Annotated in this window: 17 protein-coding genes; 8 read left to right on the top strand and 9 right to left on the bottom strand. The window is 41.4% G+C overall.

Annotated elements, in window-relative coordinates; genetic code table 11:
* Positions 1-330: 330 nt before the first annotated feature.
* From H6G76_RS04810 to H6G76_RS37625, 5 genes are all read right to left on the bottom strand, one after another.
* Positions 331-2,949 carry a DUF3769 domain-containing protein gene (locus tag H6G76_RS04810; protein ID WP_190696139.1) on the bottom strand — a complete coding sequence of 873 codons (2,619 nt, stop codon included), beginning with the start codon at positions 2,947-2,949 and terminating at the stop codon, positions 331-333.
* 427 nt (positions 2,950-3,376) lie between these two features.
* Entirely contained in the window at positions 3,377-3,493 is a 117-nt protein-coding gene (locus tag H6G76_RS04815) for a photosystem II reaction center protein I (RefSeq protein WP_015114068.1), read from the bottom strand.
* Between the two features lie 168 nt (positions 3,494-3,661).
* Positions 3,662-3,823: a hypothetical protein gene (locus H6G76_RS04820; protein ID WP_190696467.1), complete on the bottom strand. Its 162-nt coding sequence runs from the start codon at positions 3,821-3,823 to the stop codon at positions 3,662-3,664.
* Complete coding sequence (locus tag H6G76_RS04825) at positions 3,801-4,511, bottom strand: acyltransferase (protein ID WP_190696455.1); 711 nt, start codon at positions 4,509-4,511, stop codon at positions 3,801-3,803. Before H6G76_RS04825 ends, H6G76_RS04820 begins: the two co-directional genes overlap by 23 nt.
* A 570-nt stretch (positions 4,512-5,081) precedes the next feature.
* Positions 5,082-5,210: a hypothetical protein gene (locus H6G76_RS37625; RefSeq protein WP_277883074.1), complete on the bottom strand. Its 129-nt coding sequence runs from the start codon at positions 5,208-5,210 to the stop codon at positions 5,082-5,084.
* Positions 5,211-6,107: 897 nt separating this feature from the next.
* Between H6G76_RS37625 and H6G76_RS04830 the strand changes: the two genes are divergently transcribed.
* Positions 6,108-8,138: a tetratricopeptide repeat protein gene (locus tag H6G76_RS04830; protein WP_190696142.1), complete on the top strand. Its 2,031-nt coding sequence runs from the start codon at positions 6,108-6,110 to the stop codon at positions 8,136-8,138.
* Positions 8,139-8,152: 14 nt separating this feature from the next.
* On the opposite strand, the gene H6G76_RS04835 is transcribed toward H6G76_RS04830, so the two are convergent.
* Complete coding sequence (locus H6G76_RS04835; protein ID WP_190696145.1) at positions 8,153-8,680, bottom strand: COP23 domain-containing protein; 528 nt, start codon at positions 8,678-8,680, stop codon at positions 8,153-8,155.
* Positions 8,681-8,817: 137 nt separating this feature from the next.
* Between H6G76_RS04835 and H6G76_RS04840 the strand changes: the two genes are divergently transcribed.
* Positions 8,818-11,889, top strand: a complete 3,072-nt coding sequence (locus H6G76_RS04840; RefSeq protein WP_190696147.1) for a filamentous hemagglutinin N-terminal domain-containing protein — start codon at positions 8,818-8,820, stop codon at positions 11,887-11,889.
* A 210-nt stretch (positions 11,890-12,099) separates the two neighbouring features.
* Positions 12,100-13,821 (top strand): ShlB/FhaC/HecB family hemolysin secretion/activation protein, encoded by a 1,722-nt coding sequence (locus H6G76_RS04845; RefSeq protein ID WP_242056314.1) that lies wholly within the window; start codon positions 12,100-12,102, stop codon positions 13,819-13,821.
* 50 nt (positions 13,822-13,871) lie between these two features.
* Here the strand turns inward: H6G76_RS04845 and H6G76_RS04850 are convergent, their stop codons facing one another.
* The gene (locus H6G76_RS04850) at positions 13,872-14,693 is read right to left on the bottom strand and encodes a sulfurtransferase (protein ID WP_190696153.1); all 822 of its coding nucleotides are present in this window, start codon (positions 14,691-14,693) and stop codon (positions 13,872-13,874) included.
* 106 nt (positions 14,694-14,799) lie between these two features.
* Here H6G76_RS04850 and H6G76_RS04855 point away from each other — a divergent pair, with 106 nt between their 5' ends.
* Positions 14,800-15,459: a LuxR C-terminal-related transcriptional regulator gene (locus H6G76_RS04855; RefSeq protein WP_190696156.1), complete on the top strand. Its 660-nt coding sequence runs from the start codon at positions 14,800-14,802 to the stop codon at positions 15,457-15,459.
* A 136-nt stretch (positions 15,460-15,595) separates the two neighbouring features.
* On the opposite strand, the gene H6G76_RS04860 is transcribed toward H6G76_RS04855, so the two are convergent.
* A complete protein-coding gene (locus H6G76_RS04860; RefSeq protein ID WP_190696159.1) occupies positions 15,596-17,482 on the bottom strand; it encodes an ABC transporter ATP-binding protein in 1,887 nt (628 codons plus the stop codon).
* Positions 17,483-17,672: 190 nt separating this feature from the next.
* Between H6G76_RS04860 and H6G76_RS04865 the strand changes: the two genes are divergently transcribed.
* A complete protein-coding gene (locus H6G76_RS04865) occupies positions 17,673-18,329 on the top strand; it encodes a class I SAM-dependent methyltransferase family protein (protein WP_190696162.1) in 657 nt (218 codons plus the stop codon).
* Positions 18,330-18,331: 2 nt separating this feature from the next.
* Positions 18,332-19,555: a glutathione S-transferase family protein gene (locus tag H6G76_RS04870; protein ID WP_190696164.1), complete on the top strand. Its 1,224-nt coding sequence runs from the start codon at positions 18,332-18,334 to the stop codon at positions 19,553-19,555.
* 25 nt (positions 19,556-19,580) lie between these two features.
* Here H6G76_RS04870 and H6G76_RS04875 read toward each other — a convergent pair whose 3' ends face one another.
* Positions 19,581-20,621 carry an isopenicillin N synthase family oxygenase gene (locus H6G76_RS04875; RefSeq protein ID WP_190696167.1) on the bottom strand — a complete coding sequence of 347 codons (1,041 nt, stop codon included), beginning with the start codon at positions 20,619-20,621 and terminating at the stop codon, positions 19,581-19,583.
* 129 nt (positions 20,622-20,750) lie between these two features.
* On the opposite strand from H6G76_RS04875, the gene H6G76_RS04880 reads away from it, so the two are divergent.
* The gene (locus H6G76_RS04880; RefSeq protein ID WP_190696170.1) at positions 20,751-21,872 is read left to right on the top strand and encodes an aryl-sulfate sulfotransferase; all 1,122 of its coding nucleotides are present in this window, start codon (positions 20,751-20,753) and stop codon (positions 21,870-21,872) included.
* Positions 21,873-21,938: 66 nt separating this feature from the next.
* Positions 21,939-22,604 (top strand): glutathione S-transferase family protein, encoded by a 666-nt coding sequence (locus H6G76_RS04885; protein ID WP_190696173.1) that lies wholly within the window; start codon positions 21,939-21,941, stop codon positions 22,602-22,604.
* Positions 22,605-22,635 lie beyond the last annotated feature (31 nt).

Consider the following 22,635-nt stretch of genomic DNA (forward strand, 5'->3'; position numbering starts at 1 on the left):
GCAATCCTATTTGATTTACAAACTATTTGTATAGGCAGGCAACAGGCAATAGATTTGTTTTAATCTCCTACACGGGTTGCTATAGTATATCTTTGCTGTGACTTTGAACATTTGGTTAAATTCGGTTTGAACAATATAGAAAAATGATATTAGGATAGCTGTATCCGCAAGGAAAAACTAAACAACTAATGTTTTTAATAATTTAAAAGAATTATATAGGACGAGTATTTAATTTTTGAAAAAAATCAGTACCTTGTTACCTGTCTGTTGCCTATTGCCTATTGCCTATTGCCTGACTAGACAGATATGTTCAGTAATCAAAACGTATTCTTACTCTTGTTGCACACCTCCAACAACTGGCTTAACTTGATTATTAGAAAATGGATCTGTACCACCACTCCAATTAAAGTCACTAATACGAAAGCTAATGCCGCCTAATTCTAAAACAGGATTGTAGCGCAGAGTAATTCCATAGGTGCGACGGCTATATTCTAAAATATAGTCGGTGCTGCTTTCTTCACCAGTATCTAAGTTCACTGAAGTTTGGAAACCTAAACGAAAAGGCCCATAAATTTGCTGAGTAATTCCAGCACTTAATACTCTATTGTCAACATAACGGTCAAACAAAAAAGGTGATAATCCGGTGTTTAAACCTTGAGAATAACTAATATTAAAAGCTGTGTAATCTAAAAAAGGACGAGAAAAATGTCCGAATTGCCCAACTAATCCAATGGTACCGATGATAGTGTTTTGGCTATCACCATTGGTGTAATAACTAGTAGTACCTCTTACACCAGCGATCGCAGTTAAATAAGGAACAACCGGAGTAGCTGTGTAGCGTAATCCCTGGGTGGCTGTAGCTGGTAATGGTTTTCCCTGCCATAGCGGTATCCCAGTGCTGAGAGCTACACTGGCTTGCAAGCGACCCAGAGAGATGCGATCATTCTCTCTAATTGGTTCGAGTAAGTCTAGGCGGTCGGTATTGGCGTTAATATATTGTGCGCCAGCTTGATAGCTAAGGTTAATGCCACTTCTACCTAAAGGTACATTAGGAGAGGTAATAACCGCACCTAGACTACTTTGTACGGTTTGAAAGCCGAGAGTACCGTTATACAAACGATCGCGGTAGCTATATTCCAAATTCAAAATATGCGGATTGCGATCGCCTAATATTTGTTGCAGTCGCAAACTAGCACGCAAATTTTCTTCGACTTTATTTAAGTCAAAACTCGTTAATTCTCCCGAACCACGCAGTGTAGTGCGTGGCCCTAAAACAGCATTCCCCTTTGTTCTTAAGCCAAATAAAGCAGCTAAATCACCCGTTCCTCCCTGCACAGCTTTCTGCACGAAAAACTGTGGCGTAACGATCCAGCGTGCTTGTTCTGTATTTATCGGTGTAAACGCACGCTCTAAATATAAACCGCCACGGTCATCACCATCAAAACCAGGAGAAACAATTGCTGGGGTTACTTCCTGTTCTCGACGGTCGATAGTTCGGCTACTGACTGGTATAGGTAAGCTGAGACGTTGATCGAAGACTAAACGCTGGCGTTCGGTTGTGATGCGGTCTATTAAGGGGGCTTGACGCGTGAGAGTAACTTTACTCGCCCGTAACTCTAGTTCGGGCGGCGAGAAAGGATCATTGGTGATCCGCACATCTCTAGCTTGCCAACCGCGTGGATAGAAATCGATGTGTCTAGCTTCAAATCGCAGCCGCTTCACTTCACCGCCAGTTTTTGACGCTGGCAAATTACTCGCCTCTCGACCACCTAAGTTAACATTAATTCCTCCCGGACTGTTAACACCTGTCAATGGCTGATTAGCACGAATGCGATCGCTTAATGGCCGTTGTGGTACACCGCCAGCAGTAATATCAGTAGGTAAAAAGCCTAAATCTGTTGAAGATGAAGGAATATAAATTTCACCGCTACCATTTTCTAATTCTCCACTGTCTTGCAGAAAATTGTAGGTAAAGCGTTGACCGCGTAATATCTGATCACCCCTGGTTAAAGCTACATCGCCTTCCCCCACAGCAATCAAATTTGCTAAATTTACTTGTAGGCGATCGGCATCCACCACAGCCCCATCAAATCGCACTACTACATTCCCCTCAGCAGTCACAATCCGCCGTTGTTCGTCATACTCTTGCCTATCAGATACAACTTCTACAATTCTTTCCCTCACTACTGGAGTAGTGGTAGGAGAAGGCTTTTGGGGACTTGTAGAAGCAGGTGGTGTTTGAATTGGCTGGTTAGGTGATGTGAATTCTATATTATTCGGGGTAGCCGATTCACTTATGGCATTGCGTGGCTTAAACTCAATAATATTTTTTACTGGCTGATTACTGGGTACTTGATCAGTAAATGTACCAGAGAGATTAATGCTTTCTGGTTGCTTTTGTGGTTCTTGTTGGGTTACTTCTGCAACGACTTGCTTATGAGATGGCAATTGCTGGTTAGATGAGCCAGAGTGAGATAAATGACCACTTGGTGTCTGGACGCTAGAAGTTGGAGAGTCGGGAGTCAGAAAAAGACTACTGTCATGCTGGGTGACGAAACTTGTTTCATCAGGGCTATCGTTCAATGACTCTACAGAATAGCCAACACCCAAAGCTTGCCCTAAATCATTTGCGCTTGTAGAGGGAGTAAATGAAGGCAATGCCGATGGCAAGGTTTCTGGTGTATGAGAGGTAGATCCAGTTTTGGCAGTTTCTAATTTATCTAAAGCCGGATTATGAGGAGTCTGAGGCGAAAAATTCTTTGTTTCTGCCAAATTTACGTCTTTAGGCTTTTGTGTTTGTTGCTCCGACTTTTCCTGATTGTTTGGCTTACTACTAGCAGTATCTACAACTGTACGAGTATCGGGATCACTAGCCGAAGCCAGAGAATTTACATATTTTACAGGTTTTAGTACAGCAGGCGGTGCAGGCGGCAGAACTGGATGAAGCATATCTGGGCAAAATTAACCTAACAAATAGCTAACTGATAGCCGGAATGATGAACTCAACTTTTGCCTTCTGACTTTTGCTTTCTGCCTACGTGCAGCAAGCCGCTAAAAGGAGGAAATTGCATTGCTTAAGAAACTGCTTTACCAAAATTCCCTCCGTTTTCAAGCGACGGAGGGTAGATTACTACTGAATACCAACTACTATCAGCAAAACTTACTCAAAGCAAGTGTCTACCGAATTTGGAGAGGCAGTATATTTTGCTACTAGCAATGTAAACAACCAGAAAGCACAACAGGGAAATTCCCTGTAGCCACTGGCTGCGGACTTTCCCTGTTGTAGCAACTGCCATTCAGTGTAGGGTAGCAAGCAAGTGTCCGTGACTTTTAGTATTTTCCACCTTTCGGCAGTCGCGGATAATTTGTCTAATGCTTACTCTAAATCCCGGCGACCAGGGTTACGAGCAGGGTCATTCGACAAGAATCCGAAGACAAAGATAGTCACAAAGAAGGCAACAACAATATAAACAGCGATTTTTAAAGTCAGCATAGAAATATCTCCAAAGGGGTGAGAAGGAAGTCTCTCAATATCTGCCATGCAGAAAAGATAGCTACTTTATCTTACCCGGATCTTGTCTCGTTTTGAGCGGACTTTGCTGAGAGTGAGGAGCTAGGTGGTGACTACTCCATAGAGTATGGCACAAGTTTAGATATTATCTCATGCTGTGGTTTGTTTGATGGTAAATGCCGATGAAAATATGGTTGTTGACTGGCTATTCTTGTGACGTTTACGAATGACGGAGGTTTCCCAACTGTTCACGGAATCAGGACAAGTGATTTTTAACCACACATCAAAATTATGTCCCTGAGATTCCCACACCTTCTTCCCACAATGACTGACTAATGCGACTTTTGATAACTCGTGCAGGTACACCTACAGCCACAGACAATGGCGGAACATTTTTATTCACTACTGTTCCTGCGCCAATGACGCTACCTTGGCCAATAGTTACGCCATCTAATACTGTGACTCCATGCCCTATCCAACAATCATCTTCAATCACAATTCCTTTACGAGTCACACCTTGGTGCTTAATTGGTTCTAGCGAATTGGCAAAATTGTGACTGTTGGCATATATACCTGAATGGGCTGCAATCATACAACGCTTGCCAATTTTAATGTTTCCTGGGCCTTCAATACAAACACCAGGGCCAATAAAAGTTTCTTCATCAATATAAATGCAAGTGTCAGCTAAAGCTCCTATATCCGTGTTGCGTTCAATAGCTACACCGTTGGCTAAATAAATTTTATTGTTTGGGTGACCTTGAGCATCTATACGCACACCTTTAAATATATATACGCCTTTGCCCATTTGAATACGATCAGTCCCCAGAAATTCCACACCATTTTGGATATAAACTGGACTACCTAACTGAGCAAAAATACTACGATAGACAAAGTTGCGTAGTTTTGGGCCAAGCGCAATTGTCGGGATATCTCCTAACAATGTGGTGAGTAACAATTCTTGGAGGCGCTGCCATTTTGAGAAATATCGCTGGTTATTCATGACTGAGTATCTCTTAGATAAATTAGGGTTGGCTGTTGTTGAAGATGTTTGTGTGTCTTCTGGTAGTGCCATTTATCCTGATTTGCTCAATTGATGAATTTTTTGCTGATTGAGCAAAAAATTTTCCAAGACTTGTTGATAGTTCTGCAAAGAACTAGAAAGCTAAAATTTGGGTTTGACGAAATCTGCAATCTTTTGATTTTGGTGCGATCGCAGATGATAATTTATCTACACACCAATTCCCTTAGCAAACACAATTTTTCTCAACCAAAGGCTATGATTGCGTCAAATTTCTTTTGCTTACTAAACTAATTGGCAATGTCAAACCTCAATCTATTAAATTGTAAAATTGGGTACGGAAATCAAAATGATTTGACTAGCTTGAACTCGTTTTTCACTCAAGCTGTTGTCTATCACTGCATTTAATATTAATCAATAACCCAATTTAACAAGCTTTTTCAACAGCACTACTCTTTGATTAATTTAAAAGTTTCAGGCAGAATCTTTCTGCCCATCAAAGTGTAATGTTAGTTGAATTCTTCTTGGGAACCTGACCCAAGGAAACACTTACTAAGGTGGAGTGTCACCAACTTCAGCCATCACATTAAAATTTACCATCGGTGCAAACAAGTAGGCACTACCCCGATTGCAATGACGAATTTCTTGCAATGAATTTTTAGAGTTTGCTGCTCTGCTCATGTTGCACGCTGATGATTTCCAAACTAACAACGTCACGATTTCATTTAAAAGAATGGCTTTTAGTATTAGTTGCCTCCCACAATAACACATTTTATTTTTAATGGCTCACTCTCAAATTGAAAGTTTAGTTCTATTAATTTCTAAAAATGTAAAGCTTAATACATATAGGAATCTGGTTTGATTATTGAAAATACTTATGTATTAAGCCAATAGGCAATAGGCAATAGGCAACCCAAAAGAAGGCAAGTAACAATGTACTGATTTTTTCAAACATCAAATACTAGTCTTATATCAGCAATAAGTGATCTAGGAATCCAGTTTGATTACTGAACATATTGATGTAGGAAGGCAATAGTAAATAAGACAGTTATAAATATAAATGTACTAAGTTTTTTCAAATATCAAATATGAGTTCTGGATAGCTATTTTTTATACTTATATCAAAAAATACAACTATTCAAGATAAATTCCCTCACTCAATAACCAAATCAATAGTATTTATACAGTAATTGAAGCCAATCCACTGCAAATATGCCAGAATATTATAAAACATCAATTATTTAAGTAACGACTGCGACGACAGAGTTGAGTAACTTTGTACGTATATGATGTGCCAATAAAAAAACTGCTACTTTCTGGTTATATTGCTCTTAGCGATCGCCATATTAAAATCTTCATTCATAGGACAAGGTGACTATAGGCTACAGCCGTTTATGAGAAATGCTTCAAGACCAAGTCCCTAGTTTGTATAGCTCAAAGCATTTGTTAAAAAAATACTATTAATTAATAATTTAGAATAATAGTCAAAATTGTTACGTGAATGCTAAGATTGGGCCTGAACATAAGTAAAAAATTACTCTATTTTACTATTTTTATAGTTTAATATTTGCTAAGTCTATGAAGCCGCTTGGTAAAGTTCTACAACAGGCTGACCTGATTTCATCCGAACAGGTAGAAATAGCTCTACAAGAGCAGACACAAGTTGCTGGGATGCGGCTGGGTGAAATTCTGGCTGCGCATGGATGGCTGAAACAAGAAACGGCTGATTTTTTCTCACAGCAGTGGGCAATTCTATTGAAGGAAAAACCAAAACAACCTTTGGGTAAGTATTTAGAGGAAGCTGGACTGTTAAATGAACACCAAATTAGAGCTATCCTCGCTGAACAAGCACAGCAAAATCTCCGCTTTGGGGAATTAGCTGTCCTTAAGGGTTGGTTAAAGTCTAGTACGATTAAATTTTTTTTGGATCATATTGCTCCAGCACCACAACTGCAAGAGCAAATCTGGCAGCACACCCAAGCCCCAACCTATCACAGTTTGGCACAGGCAGAAGAATTACAGTTGGCAATGACAGCACCACAGCATAATTTGACAACTTCAAACACGTTCAAGCACTCAGGTTTAGAACTAAATTTGCTAGAGGAAGAACCATTACGGTTCCGACAGTTTAGTCGTAGTGCAATCAAAATATTTAAATCATTCAAATTAGAGAAACAAGCTAGTTGTCCAAAAGTTTTACTAGGAGAAATACTGTTTTGGACAAATGGACAGCCAATTCTTACCCAAACGCTATGCCAATTGCTGGCGGAGTCAGCTTTTTTTATCCCAGCAGGTACAGAAGCTACAACCGTACAAAATCTGGTACAAAGCCGCTTGATAGATAATTGGGAAACTCAAATGGCATCTGAGCATTTGCATAAAGTGCGAGCCAAGATTATTTACAATCATCAATGCGACCCTTTGCTGTTGTTGGAACTGTACCAGCAAATTTGGGAACAGGGTGAAATTTTAAGTGACAACAGTCCAGAACAGGCAGAGTTATTGCATCTGGGATTGGTAGTGCAACAAAATGACAAGCTGCAATTGGGGAACCGCATTTACCAATCAGTGTTTAATCTCAATTGGGTAAGAGGGGAATTAGAAAAAATACTTTATCCCGCATTAGCAAGCACAGCTATATATGATCCTATATCCTCAGCTACTACTATAAATGTCAGCAAGACCGTTGCTTCACCTGAATCTATTGCCAATAAACGATTGTGGGCATTATTAGCTATAGCTGGCTTGATGGTCTGTGGTTCTGGCTTGATGATTTTAGGGTTTAGTATCTTTAAATGGTTACAAGTAGAAACAATTTTTAAACGTGGTAATGCCTTATTGCAGCAAGGACAATATCAACAGGCGATCGCAAAATATAATAATATTTTAAAAATTGACAGTAACTACTACCAATCTTGGACTAACCGTGGCTATGCTCTAGCTAGACTCAAAGACTACAATCAAATGCTGGCATCTTGTAAGACAGCAACTTTGATTAATCCTCAAGCTGTTTATGCCTGGAATTGTCAAGGAGAAGCCCTATATAATCTCAAACAATATAATGAGGCGATCGCGGCTTTTGATCAAGCAATCATCATCAACTCAGAAGATCCGGCATTCTGGATTAATAAAACCGAAGCCTTACTAGCAATCAAGCAACCAGATAAAGCCCTGACAGCAGTTAATCAAGCAATTAAGTTGTTAACGAAAGTTTGGGAAAGGGAACCGCAGCCAGCCAATGCCCAAGAGTTAGCCGTGGGTTTGAGTTATCAAGCTAAGGTTTTATTGCAGAAACAAGACTATGAAAGCGCCCTCACAGTTTATCAGCAAGCATTAAAATACAATCCCAACTACTATGTAGCTTTGCGGGGTAAAGGGATCGCACTGCAAGGCTTAAATCAAGATGATCGAGCGATCGCGCAATTTTATTTTCTCTTAGATCATCAGAAATTAACCAGTACTCAAAAAGCTGAGTCCTGGTATTATTTGGGATTAAGCCTGTGTAAATTCCGTCAAACCCAAAAAGCGATCGTCGCTTTTGATCAAGCCTTAAAGTTAAAACCAGATTACCAAGCTGCCGAACGTGCAAAACAAGCTTGTTCTCTATAGTTCTGAAAGTAGCGTTAAAATGGCCAAAACCGCAAAATCGCAGGTCTAGTATCTGTGTAAGTCCGGCTAACAGTTCGTGCATCAGGACGCTGTGCTTGCTTAAAATCGCTACCTAACATTTCGTACAAAGCTTGCGATGGGTTATCGGTCGGCTGGAAATTAAACAAAATTTGGGCGCTGTAATGATTGCAGCCGATACCCCGGCGTTCGACAACACAAACAACAGATTGCTCGTTCAGCTTATCACTCGTCAAATACATAGAACTACCGGCATCATAGATAGCCTGTAGACCTTTAGCGGCCTTCTGGCAACTTTGCACCACATCTTGAGGGGAGAAGTATTCTGGCAGAAAATTCAAAATAGGATAATCTTTGGCAGTACCTTCTTTGCTTAAAGTCACAATTACTTTTGGCGTACTAGCGTTAGCCTGACAGCTGACTTCTACGCTGTTAGCTTTGCTGGGCTTAGAGAATGTAGCTACAGCACCCAGAGCTATTATTGGCACCGTGATCATATTTACCCAAGGCCGCCACTTGTTCATCTTACTTAACTCCCCTTCTTGACCAGAATTTAGGCTTGAATATAGACTCAATATTATTATTTTTTTAGTTGGATTTACTTAAACTAAACTAAAACTTCAAGTAATTTTTCAGTGGAATTCATGATTCCCTGTTCAAAATGAAACATCTCCTTCACCAAATTTTCATCACTAGTAGTGTTTATCTTTGCTGCTTAATTACTGGTTTGCCAGCTGCGGCACAAATTTCTTCAGATAACACACTTGGTAGCAACGTGAATCAGTCTGGTAACAGCTTTGAAGTTACCGGGGGGAGACAAGTTGGCAGCAACCTTTTCCATAGCTTTCAACAATTTTCTGTGCCTACTGGTGGTGAGGCTTTTTTCAACAACACCAGTAACTTGAGTAATATTACTAACATTATCAACCGGGTCACAGGTGGTTCAACTTCTAATATTGATGGTTTAATTAGAGAGAATTACGGTGCGAATTTTATTCTCATTAATCCTAGTGGAATTAACTTTGGTGCTAATGCCCAACTAAATATTGGCGGCTCATTTTTGGGGAGTACAGCCAATAGCCTCAGATTTGCCGACGGTGCAGAATTTAGTGCCACTGACACTTCAATTTCTCCTCAACTTACAATTAGTGTGCCAGTCGGCTTGCAATTTGGGCAGAATCCGCAAGCAATTCGTTTACAAGGTCAAGGTCACAACCTCAGCCGACAAAGTTCCATATCTTCACCCTTCACGCGGGGAAACACCACCGGACTAAAGGTGCAGCCAGGTAACACCTTAGCCTTAGTAGGAGGCGGGATTATTTCAGAAGGAGGAACGCTCACAGCCGAGGACGGACGCATTGATTTAGGTAGTGTGGCGGGGGGTTTGGTCAGCCTCAATCCTAATTCTCAAGGTTGGAATTTAAGTTATCAAGGGGTGACAGACTTTCAAGATATCACCTTATCCCAAAAAGCCTTAGCAGATACTAGTGGTATAGGTAGTGGCTCAATTGGGTTGCAGGGGCGAAACATTTCCCTGCGTGATGGCTCAGTGGCATTAATTCAAACCCAAGGGGCGCAAGCAGCGAGTGGTATTCACGTGAATGCTGCTGAATCTTTAGCTTTGGTAGGAACCACAGCAGATGGCCAGATTTCTAGCAATATATCTACAGAAACTATCGGCAGTGGCAAAAGCGGCGATATTAATGTTTCTACTTCCCGTTTAGTTCTTCAAAATGGGGGAGCTATATCTGCAAAGACTTACTCAAATGCACCTGGGGGAAATATTGATATCAAAGCAACAGATACTGTACAAATGTCCGGTTTTTCCGCTTTTAATCCCCGCCGCTTCAGTAATATCACAGCCGGAGCTTATGGTGGGGGAGCAGGTGGCAACTTAGCGATCGCAACTGGTAATTTAACAATAGGCGATCGGGCATTCATCTCTTCCGAAACTTTTGGTAGTGGCACTGGCGGAAATGTTAATATCCAGGCTGCTAACTCGGTTGATATCTCCGGCACTGGATTTGAGGAATTGCAACAGACTTTTCAAATAGGCGCACTTTTAAATCTACTCCAGCCCACTGACAGAGGAACAGGTATCTTCCTGGGGACTGCGGGTGCAGGAGGTACTTCAGGCAACCTCAATCTTGAAACTTCCTCCCTCATCATGCGTAACGGAGGAATCATCTTTAGTCCGACATTTATTCAAGGAATAGGCGGAAATCTCAACATTCGTGCCTCCGAAGTATTAGAAATGAGTGGCTCTGCTATTCAAGCCGGAAATAGCCGGGGTAGTAATGGTACAGGTGGCAATATCGCAATTGATACCAAGCATCTAAACTTGCAAGATGGGTCTGTGATTATCAGTGCTACCTTTGGTAATGGTAAAGGCGGCGATGTTAATGTTAAAGCTGATACTATAAGCATACAAGAAACCCCCCTAGGAGCCGCTCTTTTAACTGGTATTTATACGAATACCACCATAGGTCAAGGGCAAGGCGGCCACCTCAACATTGATACGGGTAATCTGTTGATCAAAGATGGAGTAATTGCTAGTAATACCGGAGCCTCCTTACCAACTGGCGTTATTCCATTCGGGGGGCCAGGAGGAAATGTCACTATCAATGCTCGTGACACTGTAGAAATAGCTGGGGTACTACCCGATCCTAGGTTTCCCAGTGGTTTAGGGACTACGGCTTTTAGTCAGTCCACCGCAGGAGACTTAACAGTTTTTACGAAGAAGTTGATACTCCGAGAAGGAGCAGATGCATCAACAGCTACTTTAGGTGCTGGACAAGGGGGAACTTTAACTGTCAATGCTTCTGAGTCTGTAGAACTCAGTGGTATTACAGTCGGTAATTTAACACTAGGCGGCTTATCTGCTGCTGCTGGACGCGCTAACCTACCAGAACTGAAAGCAACAGGTGCTTCTGGTGACATCAAAGTATTTACAGACAAGTTGATTGTCCGGGATGGGGCCAGAATTGATGTGGAAAGTTTAGGTACAGGAAATGCTGGTAATCTGCAAGTCGTAGCTAACTCCATCTTTCTAGATAATCAAGGAAGCATATCCGCAGCTACTACATCGGGTGAAGGTGGTAACATTTCTATACACGCAAATTCTTTACTAATGCGCCATACCAGTCAGATATCGGCAACAGCTGGTGGAAGTGGTAACGGCGGTAATATCAACATTACTGGCTTTAGTCCTGCCGACTTTGTGACACTGTTAGAAGGTAGTAAGATTACTGCTGATGCTGTTGCAGGTAGGGGCGGAAATATTAACATCAATGCCAGAGGATTCTTTTTGTGTCCGACTTGTGTAGTCAGTGCTAGTTCTCAACTCGGAATTGCCGGACAAGTCAGCATTATTACACCAGAGGCAGAAAATAACTTTGAAGTTCTCGATTTACCGCAAGAGGTCGCCAAACCTGAACAAGTGGTAGCTCAGGCCTGTCGCTCTGAGAACAGGCAAGCACAAAGCGAATTTACCATCACTGGACGTGGAGGATTACCGCCTCGACCAAGTGAACAACTAAGCAGTGGTGCTTTGATAAATTTTGAGCCTGCTGTTGCTAATAGTGCCATAAAAGGTCAAAATAGCTCTCAACTGCCACCAGCAGCCCGTGGTTGGTATGTGAATGCTAAAGGTGTGGTAGTTCTCGCTAGCCAAACACCAACTCCGAGTCCTTATAGTTCTGAGTTAACTTCGTCTAACTGCCATGTTAATTAAGCAGTGAACAGTGAAAAGTAAACAGTGATCACGGCGTATCGTGGGAGACTTAAACCCAAAGATAAACACCTCATTTTTTACTGATAACTGATAACTGATAACTGATAACTGTTAACTGTTAAACATATGTCACGCAGAGCCGCAGGGTCGCAGAGGAGGATGCAGGAGTGTAGGTTCAAAATTGTAGTTGGGGAAATTGTAGGAGCTAAGATGAATTGGCTAAAAGTATTTTCTTGGGTTCCTTGCCTTTTTCTCATACTCCTGCCATATCAGACAAATTCGGCTTCTGCACAGCCGATAAATCCTAATACTCCAAAACCCTCAGAGCAACCGCTACCTACGCCTATACCGCCAACAAACGCACCCATCGAAATACCGCCTACAGCACCGCCAACCCCGGAAGAAGTTTTAGATATTCCAGGGAGCATTACTGTACAACAGTTTCAGTTTGTCGGCAATACAGCTTTTAATCAAAAAGAGTTAAATTCTACGATCGCTAATTTTACAAACAAACCAATTACTTTTGCCGAACTCCTTAAAGCCGCTAATCAAATCACAGAACTGTATGTCCAAAAGGGATACATTACCTCTGGTGCCTATATACCTGCTCAAGAATTTCGCTCTGGGATTATCAAAATTCAGGTAGTAGAAGGTAGTTTAGAAGATATTCAAGTCAATGTTATTAAAGGACGGTTGAATTCTAATTATGTTCGCAGTCGGATTGCGATCGCTACTAATAAACCACTAAATATCAACCGTCTGCAAGAAGCATTACAACTACTACAACTCAATCCCTTAATTGAAAGGTTAGATGCTGAATTGACTGCGGGTACTAGACCAGGTGTTAATTCTCTAAAGGTAACAGTTCAGGGAGCGAAAACATTTAATACACAATTTACACTAAATAATAACCGCAACCCCAGCGTTGGCAGTTTTGAGCGCGGTATAGGTATATCAGAAGCTAGTTTACTAGGATTAGGCGATCGCTTCACTTTTGCTTACAAAAATACCGATGGTAGCAATAGTTTTGAGGGCGGCTATATCTTGCCTGTGAATCCTCGCAATGCCACTATTGGCTTCAACTTTCAGATTACTGACAACAAAATTATTGAACCACCATTTAATGATTTAGATATTGAAGTTAACTCCCGTGAGTATCAACTAACCTTTCGTCAGCCAATCTTGCAAAAAGCTACACCAGAAATCAGTCAAGAACTCGCTTTAAGTTTAACGGCAGCTAGACGCTTAAATAATTCTTCTATTCAAGGCGTGGAATTTCCTTTGTTTCCTGGTGCTGATGATAGAGGCGAAACAAGAATATCTGAGTTGAGTTTTGCCCAAGAATGGTTACAGCGAAGTCGCCAAGAAGTCTTAGCAGCACGTTCAGATTTTAATCTGGGCATTGGAGCTTTTAACGCCACAATTAATAACGACGAACCAGATAGTCGATATTTTCTTTGGCAGGGACAACTAATTTATTTACGCCAACTCAGTCCAGCAACAGAACAAAGAGCAACTCCCACCTTGTTACTACGTTCTAATGTGCAATTGACAACTAGTTCTCTACTTTCCATTGAACAGTTTAGTGTAGGCGGTCAAGGAAGTGTGCGTGGTTATCGCCAAGATGCCTTACTAGGTGATAACGGCATTTTTGCTTCCGCAGAATTGCGATTACCTATCGCTCGCTTTCCAGAAGTGCAAGGAACTTTACAGGTTGCACCTTTTATCGATGCTGGTACTGTCTGGAACACAGGCACCGAAAATCCTCGCTCCAATACCCTGGTAAGTTCAGGATTCGGTTTACTTTGGCAAATGGGGGATTCCTTAACAGCACGGTTAGATTGGGGTATTCCTTTAGTTAATATTGATACAAACAAGCGCACGTGGCAAGAAAACGGTCTGTATTTTCAATTGGAGTATAAGGCGTTTTGATTGTGATGTATTGTTTATTATCAAGAAGGAACTTTGATTACTGTTTACTGCTAGACATCAGCTAGGCGGCTCCACTCATTCCAAGAGCCATCATAATTGCGAACATTTGGATAACCCAATAAATACTTTAAGACAAACCATACATATCCTGAGCGTCCACCAATAGTACAGTAGGGAAAAACTTCTTTCTCAGCTGTAACGCCCTTACTGGTATAAAGATTTTTTAATTCGTTGAATGATTTAAAAGTGCCATCCTCGTTAAAAGTTAAAGTATGCTCAAGATGGACTGCACCTGGAATATGCCCAGTGCGTTCACCTGCTTTTGGTGGCTGATCAAAAAACCACTCACCAGAGTATTCTTGAAGTGTTCGGACATCTAACAGAATGCGATCGCTGCGACCAATTGAAGCGTAAACTTCAGGATATAAAACTCTGAGGCTGGGATCTGGAGTTTTGGCATGGTAATCAGTGGTAGGAAATGTTGATAATTCATTAGCCAGAGGGCGACCTTCTGATTTCCACTTCTGGTAGCCGCCATTGAGAACGCGTACATTTTCATGACCAAAGACTTTCAACAACCAAAAAATCCAGGCTCCTGTTGTAAGGTAACTGCCATAAGCAATCACTGTTGTATCATTAGTAATGCCTGAACGTGCCATCAGCTTTTCAAAAGCGATCGCATCGAAATTAATGTTGCCATTGGGCAAAAGTAAGTCTGTAAAGAGATCCCAAAAGACAGCACCAGGAATATGAGCATTTTTGCACGGATGTGGACTAGGATCTAATTCAATAATGCGAAGGTTTGGGTTAGAGAGATGATTTGCCAGCCATTGAGTATCAACGAGAACTGATGGATGAGCGTATTCCGGCATATATGTTTCTCCTTGAATGTTCTCTGTTTTGTCGCGCGGTGCTAAAGCTAAGATAAATCTGTGACAATATTGTTACTAGACCTCGAAAGTGTACAATTTGCCGATTATGGTTGCTTTAAGCACTCTATTTAATGGAATTGCTCAAGCAAAAGATGAACAGATATTGCGATCGCACATATCCAGCCAAATCAAAGAATATTTTTCAGCTACACGAGGTGGGCTGTTTTTTTTAAGTCAAATTCCTCTAATTGACAGTAGTAAATTCCAAAGGTCACTACAAATTGCATTCTCACCTCAATACAATCCAGTTGTTCGCTACTTGGTAGAACGTCATGCCCCTGTCCATGAAGCTTTGGTAGTAGAACCGAAGACCTGGAAATTAATTTGCCCTCGTGCTGACCACTGGCACGTTATGGCAGGGCCAATTGTCAGTGCTGGTCAGTTAATCGGTGTAGTAGGATTTACCCGTAAACAAGGAATGTCTGCATTTGATTCACAAAATCTGACAGATTTGAGCGCGATTTGTCTACATATTTCTACTTGGGTGACAACGGCAAAATTGCAACAGCCACTATTGCAAACAGAGCGTTTAACACCTCGTGAAATGCAAATTGCTTCTTTAGTGGCGCAAGGACTAAGCAATGCAGAAATTAGTGCAGAACTTTGGATTACTGAAAACTCCGTCAAACAAGCTTTAAAAAGGATGTTTCGCAAGCTTGAGGTTTCATCTCGAACTCAAATGATTGCCAAGCTTTCACAGTTTTAATGGAATATATAGCGGTTCTCACTTCGTTGCAATACAGTCGGAACCCCACCCCGCCAAAGCTGCGCTTTCTCTCATTCTAGGTTAATGCGATGATATCGCATTCTTAAGATTTGCTTTATAAATGAGTGGCGATCGCCTATATTGTCCGTGATTGTCGGTTATGTATGCGTTCTGGACTACCAGTGGGAATCGAAGCAATTAACTTTTGCGTATATGCTTGTTTAGGTTCACGGTAGATAGTTTCGGCTGTGCCTTGTTCAACAATTTGACCTTGATTCATGACTAAAATGCGATCGCTCATAAATTTCACCACACTTAAGTCATGTGAAATAAAAATATAAGTCAGTTGAAAATCAGATTGCAATTCTTTCAACAAATTTAACACTTGCGCCTGTACTGATACATCTAACGCCGAAGCTGACTCATCACAAATGATAAATTTAGGATTTAATGCCAAAGAACGAGCAATACAAATGCGTTGACGTTGACCGCCCGAAAACTGATGCGGATAGCGGTTCATTCCATCTGTACTCAAACCCACCCGTTCTAACAGTTCCGCCACTCTTTCGCGCCGTTGTTTGAGTGACTTACCCACAGAGTGAATTACCAACGGTTCCATAACTGCATCGCCAACTTTCATCCGGGGGTCAAGTGCGCTAAACGGATTTTGGAAAACAATTTGCATTTCTCGCCGCAATTTCTGCAAAGCTTCACCCTTGAGATGGGTGATATCTTGACCATCAAAAATAATTTGACCACTCATCGGTTCAATTAACCGCAGCAAAGTCCTGCCCAGGGTAGTTTTACCGCAACCAGATTCACCTACCAATCCTAGAGTTTCCCCTGGTTTAACATCAAAAGAAACATCATTCACGGCTAAGTTGTAGCGTTTGGTTGCACCAAAAATTCCGCGTACAGGGAAACCAACTGTCAGCCCACGAACTTGTAATAAAGGAGGCTGTTCTTCAAGTTGTGTCAGCCGAGTCCTGATTTCTTCTGGGGAAATTTCTATTGGCTGTAGAGGTTCTTTTGCTTGAATTAATAACTCGCCGTTTGCTCTTTCTTCTACACTCATGTAGTCAGAAACCGTGAGTAGTTTGTGGGGACGATGGTTAAGTGTGGGGCGACAAGCTACTAATCCCTTAGTATATGGATGTTGCGGGTTACTAAAAATATCGGCCGCAGCACCATACTCGACAATTTTACCTCTGTACATCACCGCTACTTGGTCAGCAATTTCTGAAATTAGACCCAAGTCGTGAGTGATAAAAATTAATGCCATCTCACGAGTTTGTTGCAAGTCTCGTAACAATTCAAGAATTGTGGCTTGCACAGTTACATCTAAGGCTGTGGTTGGTTCATCAGCCATTAATAGCAATGGGTTACAAGAAATTGCCATTGCTATCATTACCCGTTGTAATTGTCCTCCAGAAAGTTGGTGCGGGTAGCGATCTAAGATAGCTTCTTTATGCTGCTTTACCAGTTGTGCCAGTTTATAACCATCTGGCTTTGGTGAGTGGGGATGAGTTTGCGACCAACTTTCGAGATACTGCTGCTGGATTTGCTCATCACTAGGTAAAAGTTTGACTTCTTGTAAACCTGCGATCGCAATTCGTTCGGCTTCAACCGTTGACACATTCTGATGGCGCATAATCGCTTCAGTTAGCTGAAACCCAATCGTGAACACCGGATTCAGCGAAGTCATCGGTTCTTGAAAAATCATCGCCAAATCACAGCCTCGGTGCAGCTGCATTTGTTCTGGCGGTAACTCTAATAAATTTATCGGCTTGGCTTGGGGCTGTTGACGAAACCAAATTTCTCCACCAGTGACTCTCCCAGGAGTTTGTATCAAACCCATGATGGCGAGTGAAGTTACAGATTTGCCACTTCCCGACTCTCCTACGATTCCTAGAGTTTCACCCCGGCATAATTCAAAAGAAATCCCATCCACAGCTTTGAGGCTGTTGTTATCACTGGGAAATTCAACTTGGAGATTGTGAACCTCTAGGACAGTTTCTCTCATAGGAGTTGTGTATGAACATACTCAGAAAATTATTAGGATTCTAGCAGTAGTTTAGTTACTTCTACCTTAAATACACTTGATTTTATCTAAATGTTTGTGATACTCTGCCTTCATTCACAAAATACAGTTGCCCGATAGATTAACCGTATTTTAGATGTAGACAGTTTGCATTAAACGGGAACCACGCCTTATGCCAAAAGATTGGTATGAATGGCACGACCTCTACAAGACTGAGCCAAGGTTGCAGCAGCGTCTAGAAATCGTGCAGGAATTTATTGCTGATAGCTTAAATGCTTCCCCAAATGGAGCTATTCGGATAGTGAGTGTTTGCGCGGGTGATGGACGAGATTTATTAGGAACATTAGAAAATCATCCTCGTAAACACGATGTTTCTGCAAGACTTGTGGAACTCAACCCGTATTTAGTTGAACGTGGACGAGCAACTATTGAATCATTGGGTTTAACTAAGCAAATTGAGTTTATCAATGGTGATGCAACGATCGCCAGCAACTATGTAGGTGCAGTACCAGCAGATATTGTGATTGTTTGCGGTGTTTTTGGCAATCTGACTGATGAAGAAGAACTTAATCGCTTACTAGATAACTTGAGTTTTCTGAGTAAACAGGGTGCTTTTGTCATTTGGACTCGCGGACACTCTAACGGTATTCCCTACTCTGACAATGTGCGAAAAATTTTACGTGCTTCTGAATTTGAAGAAGTTAACTTCAAACTTACAGCAACGGGTGATATGGGTGTAGGTCTGAATCGATACATTGGTGAAAACTTACCTCAACCCAAAGAACAACAGTTATTTGTGTTTTCAGGCGTTCCTAATAAAGCGAGGTAAAAATGTCTATTCAAAACACAGTATCGAGTTGGGAAGAACTGTTAGAAACTGCGAGAAACCATACCTCTGCGCGTCGGGTAAAAAGACCAGGACAATCTCCTTCTACTGCACCCATACCCAGCAGTTTACATAAACTTCTCCCAAACACCCAACCGCCAGTCCTACTGTATCGAGACACTAATTCTTGGTGTCCTTTTTGTGAGCGAGTTTGGTTTGCATTGGAAGAAAAAGAAATTCCCTTTGCAACAGAGTTTATTGATTTAAGTAATAAACCCAAGTGGTATACAGATTTAGTTCCAACAACTCTTGTCCCAGCTGCCAAGATTGAAGGAAATTTGGTATATGAATCAAAAGATATTCTTCTGGCTTTAGAAGCAAGGTTTCATAGTCCTGCATTATTACCAGAAAATCCAGAGGAAAACGCTGTTGCAAGACAGTTGGTTGAAGAAGCTGAGACGAACGGATTTAGAAATATTGCGTTTAAATTCTTAAGAGAAGCACCCGCAGATGCTGATGAATTGGCAAACTTACAAACAGAATTTGAAGCCAAGTTAGATGAACTTGAGCAAGCTTTAGCTAAATATCCTGGCCCCTTCTTTGTCAGCACATTTAGCTTGGTAGATATTATGTATAGCCCCCATTTAGATAGATTGGCGGCTAATTTACCCGTGTATCGGGGATATCACATCAAAGGAAATCCACGCTTTCCTCGAATTAATGCTTGGTTTGAAGCGTTGAATCAACGTCCTGCTTATCACCGGGTGAAGTCGGATAATATTACTAACAATTTACTATTGCGTCGTCGATGGGGTGTAGAACCAATTGGGAATCCCTTAACTCTGGATGCAGCAGATAGTGAGAATATTCAATATCGCGCTGAAGCAGCTGAGAGACTGAGCGATAATCGGGAAGTTGCCATAGGAGATATTATCAAAAATTCTGGAGTCCAAGCTTTAGCCGCAGATGGTGACTTTACCCAAGTTAAAGAAGCAGTTGATTTTCACCTCCGACAATTGGCTAATTATCTCATTCATGGCAATGGTGAGATTTTACCGGGTGGTAGGACGGGTGGTAAAAATAGCAGCGTTGATCCTGTCTTTGCTGCTGTGGGGGCGATTACTTTGGCGTATTTGAGAAATCGCATCTGTGCGCCTCGTGATATGAGTGCGGGTGCAGCGACGGCATTTCGGGCGGCGATAGATAAGCTTTTGGCTTCTGTTTATTAAAGAAGGCAGAAGGCAGGAAGTGAGCCTAAAGCACTGTTTGGCGTAGTTCTGGGAAGACTTTGGAGACTTTGTTTAATAGATATTCGCCGTAGGTTCCGCGAAATTCGTGGACACTGGCTTTATCCCAGCGATCGCTTTGATCATCATTCACTACTACGTCGTTCAGTTCAATGGGTTTGACTTCAACGTTGAAATTGGGATCGAAGAAGAATGGGAATGATAGGCGATGACTGGTTGATGAGTTTAAGACGCGGTGAGGTGTTGAACGATATAGTCCTTGAGTCATGCGATCGAGCATATCGCCAATGTTGCACACAAAGGAGTTAGGAATCGGAGGTGCATCTATCCAACCAGACTTTGATTTAACTTGTAATCCACCAATATTGTCTTGTTTGAGAATGGTTAATACGCCGTAATCAGTATGTTCGCCAACGCCCCATTCAGACTCAGATGATGATGAATTAGGAGGGTAATTAAAAATCCGAAATAATATCAATGGGTCTTTTGTATAACGGTCTGCAAAGTAAGACTCTTCTAATCCTAAACTCAGAGCAATACCAGCCATTAGAATGTGTCCGAGTTGAGTCATTGACTCTATATATTCCAGTACTGTTTCTCTAAATTGCGGAATATTATCTGGGAAAAGATTACAACCGTGCATTGGTACACCAGCTTTCACAAATGGATGGTCTTCTGCTAATTCTGCACCAAAGTAAATGCCTTCTTTTAAGTCTGGTTTACCTGATGTAAGTTCGTTACCAACGGGGAAATATCCTCGCCATGCTCTACCACCAAGAGCCATACGAATTTTCAGTTTAGTGTCTACATCCTGGGCGAAGAATTGTTGGCTAAGTTGTTCTAATTGCTTTTGTAATTGTTCATCAACTCCATGACCAACAATATAGAAAAAACCGTAATCTTGGCACGCTTGTCTGATTTCGTCTGCAATTATTAAACAATCCTGTGATGTTCCGCTAGAAGATTTTTTAGTTTGATCAACCAGCGCACTAATATCAATTATGGGAACTTGTAAAAACTTTTTATCTACAACTTGTAAGACTGTCATTTTTTTATTCTCCTAGTTAATTGTGGATTAGAAACAGTCTCTTTTTCATCTGTGATTTAGTGTACACAATTATTAATGTGAAAGTTTCTAATTACATAAGATACACCTAACCTCTAGCCTCTGAAAATTATGACGATCGCAACAGCATCAGTTGACCAAAATACTATTCGTCGCCGTGGTACTGGTTTAAGAGCTTATAATCCTGACAAAGTATTCAAGGGTTATACACTTTTCACACCACTTACAGGCGATGGAGAAGTATATCTTCTAAACCTAGAGGGCGAAGTAGTACATCAATGGAATTTACCTTATCCACCAGGTCTATACGCTTATCTCTTACCCAATGGCAACCTTTTTTATAACGGTAAAACTCCAGAAAATCCGCCGCGTTTTCCTTTATGGGCTGCTTTTAAAGGTGGTGTTGTTTTAGAAGCAGATTCCAAAGGAAATATTATTTGGGAATACAAACATCCAGATCATCATCACGATGGACGCAGACTTCGTAACGGTAACACGATTTTATTAGCTATTGAAAAGATACCCCAATCTTTAATTCCTCGTATTAAAGGCGGTGTACCTGGAACGGAAGCAGAGGGTGATATCTATGCTGATGTGCTTTACGAAGTCACTCCAGGAGGTGAAATTGTCTGGACTTGGCACGCCTATGAACACCTAGATCCCGATATTTTTACCATCACTCCCCAAGATCAGCGACACGAATGGACTCATGGTAATACTGTAGGCGAACTCGCTGATGGCAATATTATAGTGAGCTTTCGTAACATCTCTACCGTCGCAATTATCGATCGCCAAACCGGAGAAATTATCTGGACACTCGGAGATGACGTATTAGCACAGCAGCACTTTCCAAACGAGTTACCTAACGGTAATATCCTGATTTTTGATAATGGCGCACATCGTCGTCACACTGCGCTGAATTTCTCGCGTGTAATTGAAGTTAATCGTCAAACTAAAGAAATAGTTTGGGAATACACAGATAGCCCACCCCAAAATTTCTTTAGTTCCTATATATCAGGCGCACAACGTCTTGGAAATGGCAACACTTTAATTACGGAAGGTGCTTTCGGACGCATCTTTGAAGTGACAGTTTCAGGAGAAATTGTTTGGGAATATATCAATCCCCACTTTGCTGTTCGGAATCTTGGAGAGAAGTCAGCAGTCGCTCGTGGGGAGCAGAATTCAGTCTTCCGCGCCTTTCGTTACGCGCCTGAAGAAGTGCCTTGGCTGTAGTTCAATTTTGGATTGAATTAATTGCCAAAGCTAGTAAACCAATCCTACTCATAGAGGAACATAAACATGGCTGAAATTAAGATATATAGTGCGGTCGTTTGTCCTTATGCTCATCGTTCACGCTTGGTATTGCAAGAAAAAGGCATCGACTTTGACTTGATAGAAATTAACTTGCAAAACAAGCCAGAGAGATTTACAAATATTTCTCCCTATGGCAAAGTGCCAGCACTTGTACATGGTGAACATAGAGTTTGGGAATCGGCTGTAATTAACGAATATCTCGACGAAGTATTTCCGAATCCGTCTCTTTTACCTAGCAGTCCCATTGCTAAAGCACAGGCTCGGATTTGGATTGATTTTGCTAATACTAGATTTGTGCAAGCTTTTTCTACCCTCTTACGTAGTCCTGAAATTGAACAGCAGGAAGCTGCCAAACAAGAGCTATACAAACATCTGGAATTTATCGAAAATGAAGCTTTCGGAAAATTATCAGGTGAAGGCCCTTACTGGTTTGGTGAATCTATTAGTCTAGTTGATTTCACCTTTTACCCTTGGTTTGAGCGTTGGCCTGCACTAAAGCACTATCGCGGCTTTGGAGTACCAGAGGAATTTACTCGTATACGTCAGTGGAAAAAGGCTTTAAAACAGCGTGAATCAGTAGTGGCGATCGCTAATAGCAAAGAGTTCTATATAGAACGATATGCAAGATTCGCTACTCCTGTCGCGGCTTAACGTCGCGTTGCGATAGAAAACATAAGAGTCC

Source organism: Nostoc sp. FACHB-152, assembly GCF_014697475.1.
GTDB lineage: Bacteria > Cyanobacteriota > Cyanobacteriia > Cyanobacteriales > Nostocaceae > Nostoc_B.

Bases quoted from the DNA above. Each gene is read 5' to 3' on its own strand.
- H6G76_RS04830 (WP_190696142.1), top strand. From the start codon at position 6,108: ATGAAGCCGCTTGGTAAAGTTCTACAACAGGCTGACCTGATTTCATCC.
- H6G76_RS04880 (WP_190696170.1), top strand. From the start codon at position 20,751: ATGACGATCGCAACAGCATCAGTTGACCAAAATACTATTCGTCGCCGT.
- H6G76_RS04875 (WP_190696167.1), bottom strand. From the start codon at position 20,621: ATGACAGTCTTACAAGTTGTAGATAAAAAGTTTTTACAAGTTCCCATA.
- H6G76_RS04885 (WP_190696173.1), top strand. From the start codon at position 21,939: ATGGCTGAAATTAAGATATATAGTGCGGTCGTTTGTCCTTATGCTCAT.
- H6G76_RS04870 (WP_190696164.1), top strand. From the start codon at position 18,332: ATGTCTATTCAAAACACAGTATCGAGTTGGGAAGAACTGTTAGAAACT.
- H6G76_RS04865 (WP_190696162.1), top strand. From the start codon at position 17,673: ATGCCAAAAGATTGGTATGAATGGCACGACCTCTACAAGACTGAGCCA.
- H6G76_RS04845 (WP_242056314.1), top strand. From the start codon at position 12,100: ATGAATTGGCTAAAAGTATTTTCTTGGGTTCCTTGCCTTTTTCTCATA.
- H6G76_RS04815 (WP_015114068.1), bottom strand. From the start codon at position 3,493: ATGCTGACTTTAAAAATCGCTGTTTATATTGTTGTTGCCTTCTTTGTG.
- H6G76_RS04840 (WP_190696147.1), top strand. From the start codon at position 8,818: ATGAAACATCTCCTTCACCAAATTTTCATCACTAGTAGTGTTTATCTT.
- H6G76_RS04850 (WP_190696153.1), bottom strand. From the start codon at position 14,693: ATGCCGGAATACGCTCATCCATCAGTTCTCGTTGATACTCAATGGCTG.
- H6G76_RS04860 (WP_190696159.1), bottom strand. From the start codon at position 17,482: ATGAGAGAAACTGTCCTAGAGGTTCACAATCTCCAAGTTGAATTTCCC.
- H6G76_RS04825 (WP_190696455.1), bottom strand. From the start codon at position 4,511: ATGAATAACCAGCGATATTTCTCAAAATGGCAGCGCCTCCAAGAATTG.
- H6G76_RS04835 (WP_190696145.1), bottom strand. From the start codon at position 8,680: ATGAACAAGTGGCGGCCTTGGGTAAATATGATCACGGTGCCAATAATA.
- H6G76_RS04855 (WP_190696156.1), top strand. From the start codon at position 14,800: ATGGTTGCTTTAAGCACTCTATTTAATGGAATTGCTCAAGCAAAAGAT.
- H6G76_RS37625 (WP_277883074.1), bottom strand. From the start codon at position 5,210: ATGAGCAGAGCAGCAAACTCTAAAAATTCATTGCAAGAAATTCGTCAT.
- H6G76_RS04810 (WP_190696139.1), bottom strand. From the start codon at position 2,949: ATGCTTCATCCAGTTCTGCCGCCTGCACCGCCTGCTGTACTAAAACCT.